The 13,563-nt window shown below is 72.5% G+C and carries 9 protein-coding genes; 4 read left to right on the top strand and 5 right to left on the bottom strand.

Annotation, left to right across the window (positions count from 1 at the left end; genetic code table 11):
• A partial coding sequence (locus K6I33_RS20495) for a DUF6397 family protein (RefSeq protein WP_308297244.1) occupies nt 1-943 on the top strand: 943 nt, incomplete at its 5' end.
• Nucleotides 944-996: 53 nt separating this feature from the next.
• On the opposite strand, the gene K6I33_RS20490 is transcribed toward K6I33_RS20495, so the two are convergent.
• Nucleotides 997-3,510 carry an RNA helicase gene (locus K6I33_RS20490; protein ID WP_229354773.1) on the bottom strand — a complete coding sequence of 838 codons (2,514 nt, stop codon included), beginning with the start codon at nt 3,508-3,510 and terminating at the stop codon, nt 997-999.
• Nucleotides 3,511-3,643: 133 nt separating this feature from the next.
• Here K6I33_RS20490 and K6I33_RS20485 point away from each other — a divergent pair, with 133 nt between their 5' ends.
• On the top strand, nt 3,644-4,435 hold the full coding sequence (locus K6I33_RS20485; protein ID WP_229354771.1) for a metal-dependent hydrolase: 792 nt from the start codon (nt 3,644-3,646) through the stop codon (nt 4,433-4,435).
• A gap of 29 nt (nt 4,436-4,464) precedes the next feature.
• Here the strand turns inward: K6I33_RS20485 and K6I33_RS20480 are convergent, their stop codons facing one another.
• Nucleotides 4,465-6,246, bottom strand: a complete 1,782-nt coding sequence (locus tag K6I33_RS20480; RefSeq protein ID WP_229354769.1) for an ABC transporter ATP-binding protein — start codon at nt 6,244-6,246, stop codon at nt 4,465-4,467.
• Nucleotides 6,243-8,144 carry an ABC transporter ATP-binding protein gene (locus tag K6I33_RS20475; protein ID WP_229354761.1) on the bottom strand — a complete coding sequence of 634 codons (1,902 nt, stop codon included), beginning with the start codon at nt 8,142-8,144 and terminating at the stop codon, nt 6,243-6,245. The genes K6I33_RS20480 and K6I33_RS20475 overlap by 4 nt, the downstream gene beginning before the upstream one ends.
• A gap of 158 nt (nt 8,145-8,302) precedes the next feature.
• Between K6I33_RS20475 and K6I33_RS20470 the strand changes: the two genes are divergently transcribed.
• On the top strand, nt 8,303-9,919 hold the full coding sequence (locus K6I33_RS20470) for a peptide-N4-asparagine amidase (protein ID WP_229354759.1): 1,617 nt from the start codon (nt 8,303-8,305) through the stop codon (nt 9,917-9,919).
• Between the two features lie 4 nt (nt 9,920-9,923).
• Here K6I33_RS20470 and K6I33_RS20465 read toward each other — a convergent pair whose 3' ends face one another.
• A complete protein-coding gene (locus K6I33_RS20465) occupies nt 9,924-10,367 on the bottom strand; it encodes a MarR family winged helix-turn-helix transcriptional regulator (RefSeq protein ID WP_229354757.1) in 444 nt (147 codons plus the stop codon).
• 157 nt (nt 10,368-10,524) lie between these two features.
• On the opposite strand from K6I33_RS20465, the gene K6I33_RS20460 reads away from it, so the two are divergent.
• On the top strand, nt 10,525-12,321 hold the full coding sequence (locus K6I33_RS20460; protein WP_229354750.1) for an ABC transporter ATP-binding protein: 1,797 nt from the start codon (nt 10,525-10,527) through the stop codon (nt 12,319-12,321).
• Between the two features lie 75 nt (nt 12,322-12,396).
• On the opposite strand, the gene K6I33_RS20455 is transcribed toward K6I33_RS20460, so the two are convergent.
• The coding region (locus K6I33_RS20455; protein ID WP_229354748.1) for an SGNH/GDSL hydrolase family protein at nt 12,397-13,563 on the bottom strand (1,167 nt) is incomplete at its 5' end.

The following is a 13,563-nucleotide window of genomic DNA, read 5'->3' as shown; positions in this document are numbered from 1 at the left end:
GGTGGGGCTGCACGGCCCGGCGGGACCGGGCGTCCCCCTCGCCCGGGCGGCACGGGAGCTCGGGCTCAAGCCGCGCGAGTTCGAACTGGCCGTCCAGCTGGGGGAGGTGCGGACCGTCGTGACCGGCCCGGACGGGCGGCGACGGGTCCCGCCGGAGGAGATCGCCCGGCACGCGTCGGGCGAGGGCTTCCCGGAAGCGCTGCGCTCCCGGCTCTGGGCCGTGGGCACGGCGGAAGGAGCCGAGCTCATGGGCGTCGGCCCCGCCCGCTTCACCCGCCTGGCCCGGGCCGGCTGCTTCACCCCGGTCCGCTTCTACGTCAACCGGTACCGCGCCGTCGTCTGGCACTATCTGGCGGCCGACCTCGCGGAGTTCGCCGACCGGGAACCCGGGCTGCTCACCGGCCGCACCCCCGCCCTGCTGCGGACCGCGCTGGACGAACACCCCGACCGGCGCGCCCGGGGCTGGCGCGCCCGCCGGGTCGACCAGCTGACCGCCCAGGCCACGGACCCCTGGCGGCGGGCGGCCGCCACCGCCGCCGTGCTCGACGCCCCCGAACTGGCACAGGCCGTGCCCGACCCGGGCGAACGGGCGTACCTGAGCGCGCTGCGCCCGGAGCTGACCCGGATCCGCTCGGAGATCCCGGCCGCCCGTGAGGTGATCGAGTCGCTGGTACTGGCGGAGGACCAGGACGAGACCGACTGGTACCGCCACTGCCTCACGGCCACGCTGCCCCAGGCCCGGGCCACCCGGCCCGCACCCGGCACCGCCCCCGCACCCGGCACCGACGGGGACCGGGAGGCCGGGCAGGGCCGCACGGCCGGGCCGGAGCGCGGCGCGGACCGTGCCGCGCCACCGGAGCCCGGGCCCGCACATACCCACCGGCCTGGTCCCCGTTCCCTGCGGCCCGGAAAGTTGTGGTCATGGCTGCGCGGGCGCGGGTAGACCACGGTCCGGCGGAGTGCCGCGCACGCCGCCGGACCCTGGCCGGGAAGGTGTCAGAGCTGGCCGACGTCCATGACCCGGACGACCGCCCGGCCCTCCTCGTCGGAGGCCGCGAGGTCCACCTCGGCGGAGATGCCCCAGTCGTGATCGCCGTTGGGGTCGGCGAAGGTCTGCCGGACCCGCCACAGACCGTCCTCCGGCCGCTCCTCGATCCGCAGCAGCTTCGGCCCGCGCGCGTCCGGGCCGGTGCCCAGCTCTTCGTACTCGTCCCAGTAGGCGTCCATGGCATCGGCCCAGCGGTCCTCGTCCCAGCCGGACTCGGCGTCCATCTCACCGAGCTCGCCGACCTTGTCCAGGGCGGCGAGCTCCACACGACGGAACATCGCGTTGCGCACCAGCACCCGGAAGGCACGGGCGTTGGCCGTGACGGGCTTGACCTGGTCGGCCCGCTCCTGGGCCTCCTCCGCACTCTCCTCCGAGGGGTTGGCCAGCTGCTCCCACTCGTCCAGCAGGCTCGAGTCGACCTGGCGGACCATCTCGCCGAGCCAGGCGATCAGGTCCTCGAAGTCGTCGGACTTCAGGTCGTCCGGCACGGTGTGGTCCAGCGCCTTGTAGGCACTGGCGAGGTAGCGCAGCACGATGCCCTCGGTCCGGGCCAGGTCGTAGTACGCCGTGAACTCCGTGAAGGTCATCGCCCGCTCGTACATGTCACGGATGACCGACTTGGGCGACAGGGGGTGGTCACCGACCCACGGGTGGCTCTTGCGGTAGACGTCGTAGGCGTGGGACAGCAGCTCCTCCAGCGGCTTGGGGTAGCTGACGTCCATGAGGCGCTCCATGCGCTCCTCGTACTCGACGCCCTCCGCCTTCATCGCCGCCACGGCCTCGCCGCGCGCCTTGTTCTGCTGCGCGGCCAGGATCTGCCGGGGGTCGTCCAGCGTCGACTCCACGACCGAGACCATGTCCAGCGCGTAGGAGGGGGACTCCGGGTCCAGGAGCTCGAAGGAGGCCAGCGCGAAGGTCGACAGCGGCTGGTTGAGCGCGAAGTCCGACTGGAGGTCGACCGTCAGCCGCACGATCCGGCCCTCGGCGTCCGGCTCCTCCAGCCGCTCCACCACGCCGCCGTCCAGCAGCGAACGGTAGATGGCGATGGCCCGGCGGATGTGCCGCAGCTGGCTCTTGCGCGGCTCGTCGTTGTCCTCCAGCAGCCGGCGCATCGCCTCGAAGGCGTTGCCCGGCCGGGCGATGACCGCCAGCAGCATCGCGTGGGTGACCCGGAAACGGGAGGTGAGCTGCTCAGGCTCGGAGGAGATCAGCTTCTCGAAGGTGTTCTCCGTCCAGTTGACGAAGCCCTCGGGAGCCTTCTTGCGGACCACCTTGCGGCGCTTCTTGGGGTCGTCCCCCGCCTTGGCCAGCGCCTTCTCGTTCTCGACGACGTGCTCGGGCGCCTGCGCGACGACGAACCCGGCCGTGTCGAAGCCGGCCCGCCCGGCCCGGCCCGCGATCTGGTGGAACTCCCGCGCCCGCAGCGTCCGCACCCGCTGGCCGTCGTACTTGGTCAGCGCGGTGAACAGCACCGTGCGGATGGGAACGTTGACCCCGACGCCCAGGGTGTCGGTACCGCAGATCACCTTCAGCAGGCCGGCCTGCGCCAGCCGCTCCACCAGCCGCCGGTACTTCGGCAGCATCCCGGCGTGGTGCACACCGATGCCGTGCCGGACGAAGCGCGAGAGGTTCCGCCCGAACTTGGTGGTGAAGCGGAAATTGCCGATCAGCTTGGCGATCTCGTCCTTCTCCTCGCGCGAGCACATGTTGATGCTCATCAGCGCCTGCGCCCGCTCGACGGCGGCCGCCTGGGTGAAGTGGACGATGTACACCGGGGCCTGACGCGTCTGGAGCAGCTCGGTCAGCGTCTCCGTCAGCGGCGTCGAGCGGTACTCGTACGACAGCGGAACGGGCCGGGTCGCCGAGCGGACCACCGAGGTGGGCCGGCCGGTGCGGCGGGTCAGGTCCTCCTCGAAGCGGGAGACGTCACCGAGCGTCGCGGACATCAGGATGAACTGTGCCTGGGGCAGCTCCAGCAGCGGGATCTGCCAGGCCCAGCCCCGGTCCGGCTCGGCGTAGAAGTGGAACTCGTCCATCACGACCTGGCCGATGTCGGCGTCCTTGCCGTCGCGCAGCGCGATGGAGGCGAGCACCTCGGCCGTGCAGCAGATCACCGGGGCGTCGGCGTTGACCGAGGCGTCGCCGGTGAGCATGCCGACGTTCTCGGTGCCGAAGATCTTGCACAGGTCGAAGAACTTCTCCGAGACCAGCGCCTTGATGGGGGCGGTGTAGAAGGTCACCTGGTCATTGGCGAGCGCGGTGAAGTGCGCGCCCGCCGCGACCAGGCTCTTCCCCGAGCCGGTGGGCGTGGAGAGGATCACGTTCGCCCCGGAGACCACCTCGATCAGCGCCTCCTCCTGGGCGGGGTACAGCGAGATGCCCCGCTCCTCGGCCCAGGTCGAGAAAGCTTCGAAAAGGGCATCGGGGTCGGCATGGCTCGGCATCTGATCGATAAGGGTCACACCCCCATACTGCCTGGCCCCGGGCCGGATCAGGGAACCGGCCGGTCGAACGATGATCATCCGGGCATTACGCTGAGTGGCCGACAGGGCGTCAGCGAAGCCCGGCACGGGCCGGCGAAGGGGTGGCACGACGATGATGGGACCGGCTCATTCGCTCTCCGGGGCGGCGGCCTGGCTGGGTGTGGGAGCGGCGGCCGCCGCGCTGGACCACCCCATGCCCTGGCCGGTGCTCGTCGTCGGCGCGCTGATCTGCGCCGGGGCCGCCCTGGCCCCGGACCTCGACCACAAGTCCGCGACGATATCGCGCTCCTTCGGCCCGATATCCCGGATCCTGTGCGGGATCATCGACCAGCTGTCCTACGCGGTCTACAAGGCCACCAGGTCCAAGGCCGACCCGCGCCGCAGCGGCGGCCACCGCACCCTGACCCACACCGCCCTCTGGGCGGTGCTGATAGGGGCCGGCGCCTCGGCGCTGGCGATGACCGGGGACCGCTGGGCCGTGCTCGGCATCCTCTTCGTCCACATGGTGCTCGCCGTCGAGGGGCTGCTGTGGCGGGCGGCCCGGACCTCCAGCGATGTGCTGGTCTGGCTGCTCGGGGCCACCAGCGCCTGGATCCTCGCCGGGGTCCTGGACGAACCGGGCAACGGCTCCCACTGGCTGTTCACCGGCCCCGGCCAGGAATACATGTGGCTGGGCCTGCCGATCGTCCTGGGCGCGCTCGTGCACGACCTCGGGGACGCCCTGACGGTCTCCGGCTGCCCGATCCTGTGGCCCCTGCCCATAGCCCGCAAGCGCTGGTACCCCCTCGGCCCCCCGAAGGGGATGCGCTTCCGGGCCGGCAGCCGGGTCGAGGTCAAGATCCTGATGCCCGCCTTCATGATCCTCGGCGGTGTGGGCGGGCTGGGGGCCCTGGAGCTCCTCTGACCTCCCGGGCCCCCGCCCCGCCCGGAGGGCTAGCGGTGCCAGGAACGCCACAGCGCCGCGTACGCGCCGTCCGCCGCGACCAGTTCGTCGTGGCTGCCCAGCTCGCTGACCCGGCCGTCCTCCGCCACCACGATCACGTCCGCGTCATGGGCGGTGTGCAGCCGGTGCGCGATCGCCACGACCGTGCGCCCCTCCAGCACCTTCGCCAGGGAACGCTCCAGATGGCGGGCGGCGCGCGGGTCCAGCAGCGAGGTCGCCTCGTCCAGGACCAGGGTGTGCGGGTCCGCGAGCACCAGCCGGGCCAGGGCGATCTGCTGGGCCTGGGCCGGGGTCAGCGCCAACCCGCCCGAGCCGACCTCGGTGTCCAGGCCCCGCTCCAGCGCCCGGGCCCAGCCCTCGGCGTCCACGGCGGCCAGGGCCGACCACAGCTCGTCGTCCCCGGCGTCCGTCCGGGCGAGCAGCAGGTTGTCCCGCAGGGCGCCGACGAAGACGTGGTGCTCCTGGTTGACCAGCGCCACATGGCGGCGCACCCGCTCCGTCGGCATCCGGGAGAGCTCCGCGCCGCCCAGCGTCACCGTCCCCGTCCGCGGGGCGTAGATCCCGGCCAGCAGCCGGCCCAGCGTCGACTTACCCGCCCCGGACGGTCCCACCAGCGCCACCTGGGTGCCCGGCCGGACGTCGAGCGAGACCTCGTGCAGCACATCGCCGCCGGGTCCGTAGCCGAAGCGCACGCGGTCCGCCCGGACGTCCCGGCCCGCCGGGCGCACCCGCTCGTCGGTGTCGTCGGCGCCGATCTCCCGTACGCCCACGAGCCGGGCCAGCGACACCTGGGCGACCTGGAGCTCGTCGTACCAGCGCAGGATCAGCCCGAGCGGCTCGACGAGCATCTGCGCGAGCAGCGCTCCCGTCGTCAGCTCACCGACCGAGAGCCACCCCTTGAGCACACAGAACCCGCCGAGGAGCAGCACGACGCAGAGCAGCAGCACATGCGACACATTGACCACGGGGTACAGCACCGAGCGCAGCCACAACGTATAGCGCTCCCACTGCACCCACTCGAAGACGCGACGGTCGGACAGCGCGACGCGCTCCCGGCCCAGCCGGTGCGCCTCGACGGTCCGCCCGGCGTCCACGGTCTCCGCCAGGGACGCGGCGACGGCCGCGTAGCCGGCGGCCTCGGAGCGATAGGCGCCCGGTGCCCGCCGGAAGTACCAGCGGCAGCCGAAGAACAACAGCGGGATCGTGACCAGCAGCGACAGCGCCAGCGGCGGCGCCGTGACGGTCAGCGCCCCCAGCAGCAGCCCGCCCCAGACGAGGCCGATCGCCAGCTCGGGCACGGCCTCCCGCATGGCGTTGGCCAGCCGGTCGACGTCCGTGGTGATCCGCGACAGCAGATCACCGGTGCCCGCCCGTTCCAGCACGCCCGGCGGCAGGCCCACCGACCGGACGAGGAAGTCCTCGCGCAGGTCCGCCAGCATCTGTTCGCCGAGCACCGCCCCGCGCAGCCGCACCATGCGCGTGAACAGCGCCTGGACGGCCAGGGCGACGGCGAAGAGGGAGACCGTACGGCCCAGATGGAACTCCCGGGCGCCCGAGGCGAGGGCTTCGACCAGCCCGCCCAGCAGATAAGGGCCGGTCATCGAGGCCAGCACGGCGATCGCGTTGGCCCCCACGAGCAGGGCGAAGGCGCCCCGGTGCCGGCGCAGCATCCCCTTCGCATAGCTCCGCACCGTGGTGCGTCCGGCCACCGGAAGCGTCGTCGCCGACTCCGGCGCGGCCGGGTCGTAGGCCGGCGGTGCCAGGCCGATCATGCCGTTTCCCCGATCTGCTCGCCCTTGTCGGCCCCGGTCTTCTCGAAGCCGGCGAGCTCCATGTCCAGTGCCTTGTCGATCTCTTCGTCCGCCCTGTTTGGCTCTTCGCCCATACCGTCCGGCTCTTCGTCCGTTCCGTCCGGTTCCTCGTCCGTCCGGCGGGTGACGACCGCGCGGTAGGCGGGGTCGGTGCGCACCAGGTCGGCGTGCGCCCCGACCGTCGCCACCTGGCCCTCCTGGACGAACACCACCCGGTCGGCCCGGTCGAGCAGCAGCGGACTGGAGGTGAACACCACCGTCGTACGGCTCGCGCGCAGGTCGCGCAGCCCGTCGGCGATCCGCGCCTCGGTGTGCGAGTCCACCGCGGCGGTCGGCTCGTCCAGCACCAGCGCCTCGGGGTCGGTGACCAGGGAACGGGCCAGTGCCAGGCGCTGGCGCTGCCCGCCGGACAGCGAGCGGCCGCGCTCGGTGATCCGGGCGCGCATCGGGTCGTCGCTCCCGTCCGCGGAGGACCGGCCCAGCGAGGCCAGTACGTCGTCGCACTGCGCCGCCGCCAGAGCGGCCTCGGCCGTCACGGCGCCCGAGGAGGGCACGTCCAGCAGCTCGGCGAGGGTGCCCGACAGCAGCACCGGGTCCTTGTCCTGGACGAGCACGGCCTCGCGCGCCACGTCGAGCGGCAGTTCGTCCAGCGCCACCCCGCCCAGCAGCACCGAGGGCGATCCGTCGGCGCTCCCCTCGGCGTGACCGCCGAGCCGGTCGGCGAGCCGGCCCGCTGCGTCGGGATCCCCGCAGACCACCGCCGTCAGCAGCCCGGCCGGGGCGAGGAGCCCGCTGGCGGGGTCGTACAGATCGCCCCGCGGCCCCGGCCCGGACGCCGCCCCCCGGTCGTCGTCCGGCGGCGCGACGCGCTCCAGCCCCAGCACCCTGGCGGCACGCGCCGCGGAGGGCCGGGAGAAGGAGTAGGCCTGGGCGATCTCCTCGAAGTGGCGCAACGGCAGCAGCAGGAAGCTGACCACGCCGTAGACCGTGACCAGCTCGCCCACCTCGATCCGCCCCTCCCGGACCAGCCGTACGCCGTACCAGACCACCGCGATCAGCAGCAGCCCCGGCAGTACCACCTGGACCGCCGCGATCAGCGCCCACATCCGGGCGCTGCGCACGGCCGCCGTGCGCACCTCCTGCGAGGCGTGGCGGTAGCGGGAGAGGAACAGCTCCTCGCCGCCGATGCCCCGCAGCACCCGCAGCCCGGCCACGGTGTCCGAGGCCAGCTCGGTGGCCCGGCCGGCCTTCTCCCGCTGCTCGTCGGCCCGCCGCGTGGCGTGCGGCAGCAACGGCAGCACTGCCAGGGCCAGTACGGGCACACCGGCAGCGACCACCAGCCCCAGCACGGGCTGATAGATCATCAGGGACACACAGAGCACCAGGGTGGTGAACAACGCCGCCAGGAAGCGGGAGACGGACTCCACGAACCAGCCGATTTTCTCGACGTCGCCCGTGGACACCGCCACCACCTCACCGGCGGCGACCCGGCGCGTCAGCGTCGCCCCCAACTCGGCGGTCTTCCGGGCCAGAAGCTGCTGCACCCGTGCCGCCGCCGTGATCCAGTTGGTGACCGAAACCCTGTGCAGCATCATGTCGGCCAGCGCCATGGAAACCCCGAGCAGCAGCATCAGACCGGCCGCCAGGGCCAGCCGGGTGCCGGAGCGGTCGACCACCGCCTGTACGGCGAGACCCGCCGCCAGGGGGAACAGGGCCACGGACGCCATGTTGGCCGTGCCCCAGAGCATCGCCTTGGCCTGGCCGCCCACCTGACTCCGCCCCAGCCACAGCAGGAAGCGGGGGCCCGACCGGACGTCCGGGCGGCCGGGGTCGGCAAACGGCAGATCGCGAATGTGCATGACATCCCGGTTCGGAGTGGGTGGTAGGGGTCCGTGCCAGGCTCGCGGCAGGGAGATGTCCGGTTCAACTGGTTTTTACGCGTGGGGTGTCCGGCCATGGACCATCAGGCCGGACTCGTACTGGTGCGCCATGCGGCGACGCGCTTCACTCCTGCCCCATGAGACGACTGCTCCTGGCACTGTGCGCCGCGGCCACCGGACTGGCGCTGAGCGCGGGACCGGCCACGGCCGCCACGCCGCCCACCGAGTTCGGCACCGACTGGCACGACCCGATCACCGCCGGCCCACCCGTGGCCACCCCTCGCACCACTTCCTGCACCGTGACCGTCGCCGAGACCGAATTCCGCGACTACACGCCCTACAAGAGCACCTACGCGCCCCCCGAGCGCTGCGGTGACCGCTGGAACAAGGTCGTCCTCAGACTCGACGGCGCCGTGGCCGGGCGGCAGTTCGACCGCCTCGGCTACCTCCGCATAGGCGGTGTCGAGGTGTTGCGCACCTCGACACCCGAACCCTCGCCCAAGGGCATCACCTGGCATGTCGAGAAGGACGTCACCCGCTACGCCCCCTCCCTGCGCACCCGGCAGCCCGTCGAAATGCTCATCGGCAACCTCGTCAACGAGACCTACACCGGCGTCATCAAGGTCAAGGCGACCCTGACCTTCTACAAGGCCGAGGGGCGGGTGAAGCCCGCCGGCACCCCGGACCGGGTCCTCACCCTCGACGGCGCGCGGACCACGGGCACCGCTTACGAGGGCGCGCTGACCGTGCCGCGCAACAGCGAGCGCGTCGTGGCCGAGGTCTACGCGACCGGATCCGGCGGCGGCTGCGAGGAGTTCTGGTACCTCGCCACGCCGGAGTCCGCGCCCTACTCCTGCAAGGCCAAGGACGGGCCCAACCGGGAGGTGCGCGTCTCGGTGGACGGCACGCCGGCCGGGATCGCCGCCCCCTACCCGACGGTGTGGACCGGTGGCTGGTCCAACCCCTTCCTGTGGTACGTGATCCCCGGCCCGCGCGCCTTCGACGTCCGGCCGGTGGAATACGACCTCACGCCCTTCGCGGGGCGGCTGAACGACGGCAAGCCGCACCGGATCTCCGTGACGGTGGCCGGAGTGCCCGAGGGGCAGAGCGGCTGGGACACCCCCGTCAACGTCCTGGTCTGGCAGGACGCCAAGGCGTCCGTGGTCACCGGCGCGGTCACCCGGCACCAGGAGGGCGCCCCGCGCAACGCCGTCGACTACCAGCCCGGCACCCGGCACCGGGTATCGGCCGACGCCGAGCACACGCTGACCGTCTCCGGATACCTGAACACCTCGCACGGGAAGGTCACCACCACGGTCAGCCGCCGTCTGGCCGCCACCTCGCTCCACCGCTGGAAGGACGGCGAGTCCACGGACGGGCTGCGGGCCCGCTGGACGGACGACGAGACCGTCACGGTCGCGGGCCGGGGACCGGCCACCGTGAACACCGCCCACCGCGTCTACAGCATGGAGGGCGTCACCACCGTGGACGCCGGCAACCGGCTGGACACCGTGCTGACCATGGACGACCAGGCCGATCTGCGCACCACACGGGCGGGGAAGCAGCTCACCTGGAGCCGGCTGGACGACACCTACAGCGGCAACGCGTCCTACATCCAGAACGTCCCCAGGGAGCAGCGCCACGCCGTGGGAGTCTCCCGTGAGCGCTACCGCCTCCTGGGCCCGGGCGCGTGCTACGACCGCACCCTGGCCACGGCCCAGGGCGTGCTGACGGAGGACAGCCGGCGCTGCTGACGGTTCAGGGGGTGGTGCGGCCCGGGCCCGTGAGCAGCTCGGCGAGCAGATCGCCCAGCACCTCGCGCTGGTCGTCGTCCAGCGGGGCCAGGACGTCCTCCACCGCCGCGCGGCGGGCGTCCCGCAGGGCGCGCAGCGTCGAGCGGCCGTGGTCGGTGAGCTCTATCCGGATCACCCGGCGGTTGGACGGGTCCGGCACCCGGCGCACCGCCCCATTGGTCTCCAGGGCGTCGACCAGGGTCGTCACCGCCCGGGGCACGACCTCCAGGTGCTCGGCCAGATCCGCCATCCGCGGCGGCGCCTCGTAGTGCGCGACGGTGCGGAGCAGGCGCGACTGGGCGGGCGTGATGCCGACCGGGTCCAGATAGCGCTTCTGCGCGCGATGGAGCCTGCGGGTCAGCCTCAGCAGCTGCTCGGCGAGCTGGCCGGACGTGTCGGGGGCCGTCATGATCGCAATGTTATCAGGACAGATTTCATTGTGAGCATAGGTAACAGTGAGCTATGCTCTGTTCGGTGCCGGACGAGTCATGACACATGAGTCGTCCGGCACCGTCCGGCGTCACCGTGCCGTCCGCCTCACGGACCCGACCTCGCTGAAGGAGCCCATGCCTCACGACGCACTGGACTGGACACCACCTCCCGCAGACCCGGAGCGGCCCGCGCAGGTGCGGCGCATCCTCCGCCTCTTCCACCCGTACCGCGGCCGGCTCGCGGTCGTCGCGCTGCTCGTCGGCGCCTCGTCGCTCGTCACCGTCGCCTCGCCGTTCATGCTGCGCGAGGTCCTCGACGTCGCCATCCCCCAGGGCCGTATGGGTCTGCTGAGCCTGCTGGCGCTCGGCATGATCGCCGCGGCCGTCGTCAACAGCGTCTTCGGCGTGCTCCAGACCCTGATCTCCACCACCGTCGGCCAGCGCGTGATGCACGATCTGCGCACCGCGGTCTACGGGCGGCTCCAGGGCATGCCGCTGGCCTTCTTCACCCGGACCCGCACCGGCGAGGTGCAGTCCCGCATCGCCAACGACATCGGCGGGATGCAGGCCACCGTCACCTCCACCGCGACCTCGCTCGTCTCCAACCTGACCAGCGTCATCGCCACCGTCGTCGCGATGATCGCCCTGGACTGGCGGCTGACCGTCGTCTCCCTGCTCCTGCTGCCGGTCTTCGTCTGGATAGGGCGGCGCGTGGGCGACGAGCGCAAGCGGATCACCGCCGAACGGCAGACGCAGATGGCCGTCATGGCCGCCATGGTCACCGAATCGCTCTCCGTCAGCGGCATCCTGCTCGGCCGCACCATGGGCCGGGCCGACTCCCTCACCAAGGCCTTCAGCGAGGAGTCCGAGCGGCTCGTCGAGCTGGAGGTGCGCACCAATATGGCGGGGCGCTGGCGCATGTCCACCATCGGCGTCGTCATGGCCGCCATGCCCGCCCTCATCTACTGGGCGGCCGGCATCGCCCTGCGGACCGGCGGCCCGGACATCTCCCTCGGCACGCTCGTGGCCTTCGTCTCCCTCCAGCAGGGGCTCTTCCGGCCCACCGTCGCGCTGCTGTCCACCGGTGTGCAGGTGCAGACCTCCGTCGCCCTCTTCCAGCGGATCTTCGAGTACCTCGACCTGCCCGTGGAGATCGCCGAGCCCGCGCACCCGGTACGCCTGGAGAAGATCCGCGGTGAGATCGCCTTCGAGAACGTCTCCTTCTCCTACGGCCCCGGCAGCGCGGCCCTCAGCGGCATCGACCTCGCCATCCCGGCCGGCGGCAGCCTGGCCGTCGTCGGCCCCACCGGCTCGGGCAAGAGCACCCTGAGCTATCTCGTGCCGCGCCTCTACGACGTCACCGGTGGCCGGGTCCTCATCGACGGGGAGGACGTGCGCGACCTCGACTTCGACACCCTCGCCCGGGCCGTCGGAGTCGTCTCCCAGGAGACCTATCTCTTCCACGCCTCCGTCGCCGACAACCTCCGCTTCGCCAAACCCGACGCCACGGACGAGGAGATCAGAGCCGCCGCCGAGGCCGCCCAGATCCACGACTATGTCGCCTCCTTGCCCGACGGGTACGACACCCTCGTCGGCGAGCGTGGCTACCGCTTCTCCGGAGGCGAGAAACAGCGCCTCGCCATCGCCCGTACGATCCTCCGCGACCCGCCCGTGCTCATCCTCGACGAGGCGACCAGCGCCCTGGACACCCACACCGAACACGCCGTCCAGAAGGCCCTCGACACCCTCTCCGCGGGACGTACGACGATCACCATCGCGCACCGGCTCTCCACGGTCCGCCACGCCGACCAGATCATCGTCCTCGACGGCGGCCGGATCGCCGAGCGCGGCACCCACCAGGAGCTCCTCGCGGACGACGGCCGCTACGCCGCGCTGATCCGGCGCGACATCCCCCTCGTGGCCAAGGTCTGAACCCCGCGCGCGGGGCGGGCGGCCGGGCCCGGACCCGCCGGCCCGCCCGGCCGCGTGCCACCCCGCCGCCGGGCCTCAGAGGGACCCGAGCGGCACGGCCCCGGCCATCACGCGGTACCCCGCGTCATTGGGATGCTTGTGATCCCCGCTGTCGTATACGGGGTCGAGCGTCTCGGCGTCGTCCGGGGAAGCCAGGGCCGCGGCGAAATCGGCCACCGCGTCGAAGACCCCGGACGTGCGGGTCCACTCGTTGAGCGCGACACGCTTCGCCTCGGCCCTCGGCGTGTGGTACTCGGCGCCCTTGAACGGCAGGACCGTCCCTCCGATCACCTTGACGCCGCGCCGGTGCGCCCGCTCGACGAGCTCGTGGTAGCCCGCCGTCAGCTCGGCCACCGACACCTGGGGGTTGGGCCGGTAGGTGGGCAGATCCACCTCACTGAACCCGATGTCGTTGAGCCCCACGAGGACGACCACCGAGCGGACACCGGGCTTGTCGAGGACGTCCCGGTCGAAGCGGGCCGGAGCCCGCTCGCCGTACCACGGCGAGTCGTTGAGCAGCAGATTGCCGCCGATGCCCGCGTTGAGTACGGCCCAGGAGCGGCCGGCGGCCCGCAGCCGCTCGGCGAGCGCGTCCGGGTAGCGCCGGTCGGCGCCGACCGTGGAGCCGAAGCCGTCGGTGAGGGAGTCGCCGAAGGCCACCACCGTCCCCGGGGCCGGGCCGTCGCCGCCCGTCACCTCCACGTCGGAGAGGTAGTACCACGAGTGGGTCCGCTCGGCGAAGCCCTCGGCCCCGGCGTCGGCGGTCCGGTCGCCGGACGCCCTGAAGCTCGCGGCATAGGCCTGCGCGTGGAAGGTCGCCGGCCCCGTCGGGCCCGCGAAGTACAGGGTCACCGTGACCGAGGACAGCGGCTCGACCGGCAGCTCCGCCAGGTCGCTCACGACCTCCCCGCCCGCCGGTACGACGACCGTCGACGCCCCGTCGAAGGTCAGCGGCCGCAGGGTGCCGGGCCGGACGGCGGCCCCCGCGTCGGCCAGGGCGAGCGACGCGGCGTCCACGGTCAGCGGCGCCGCGCCGTAGCGGTTCGACAGCCGGATCCGGGCTCCGGAGCCCCCGTCCGTCACCCGGACGGTCTGACGCACCGACTGGTGGCCGAAGCCGGTCTCCGCCCAGTTCTCCTCGAAGCCGCCGCTCGGCCGCTGCGCCGGGGCCGACCACCCCGCCCGCCACCGGGTCCCCGCGTC

Origin of the sequence: Streptomyces sp. UNOB3_S3, assembly GCF_020740895.1 — a bacterium.
GTDB lineage: Bacteria > Actinomycetota > Actinomycetes > Streptomycetales > Streptomycetaceae > Streptomyces.
This window is presented reverse-complemented; position numbering and strand designations above follow the sequence as displayed.

Excerpts from the sequence above, each read along its gene's own strand:
- K6I33_RS20485 (WP_229354771.1), top strand. The coding sequence starts at position 3,644 with ATGATGGGACCGGCTCATTCGCTCTCCGGGGCGGCGGCCTGGCTGGGT.
- K6I33_RS20480 (WP_229354769.1), bottom strand. The coding sequence starts at position 6,246 with ATGATCGGCCTGGCACCGCCGGCCTACGACCCGGCCGCGCCGGAGTCG.
- K6I33_RS20475 (WP_229354761.1), bottom strand. The coding sequence starts at position 8,144 with ATGCACATTCGCGATCTGCCGTTTGCCGACCCCGGCCGCCCGGACGTC.
- K6I33_RS20470 (WP_229354759.1), top strand. The coding sequence starts at position 8,303 with ATGAGACGACTGCTCCTGGCACTGTGCGCCGCGGCCACCGGACTGGCG.
- K6I33_RS20465 (WP_229354757.1), bottom strand. The coding sequence starts at position 10,367 with ATGACGGCCCCCGACACGTCCGGCCAGCTCGCCGAGCAGCTGCTGAGG.
- K6I33_RS20460 (WP_229354750.1), top strand. The coding sequence starts at position 10,525 with ATGCCTCACGACGCACTGGACTGGACACCACCTCCCGCAGACCCGGAG.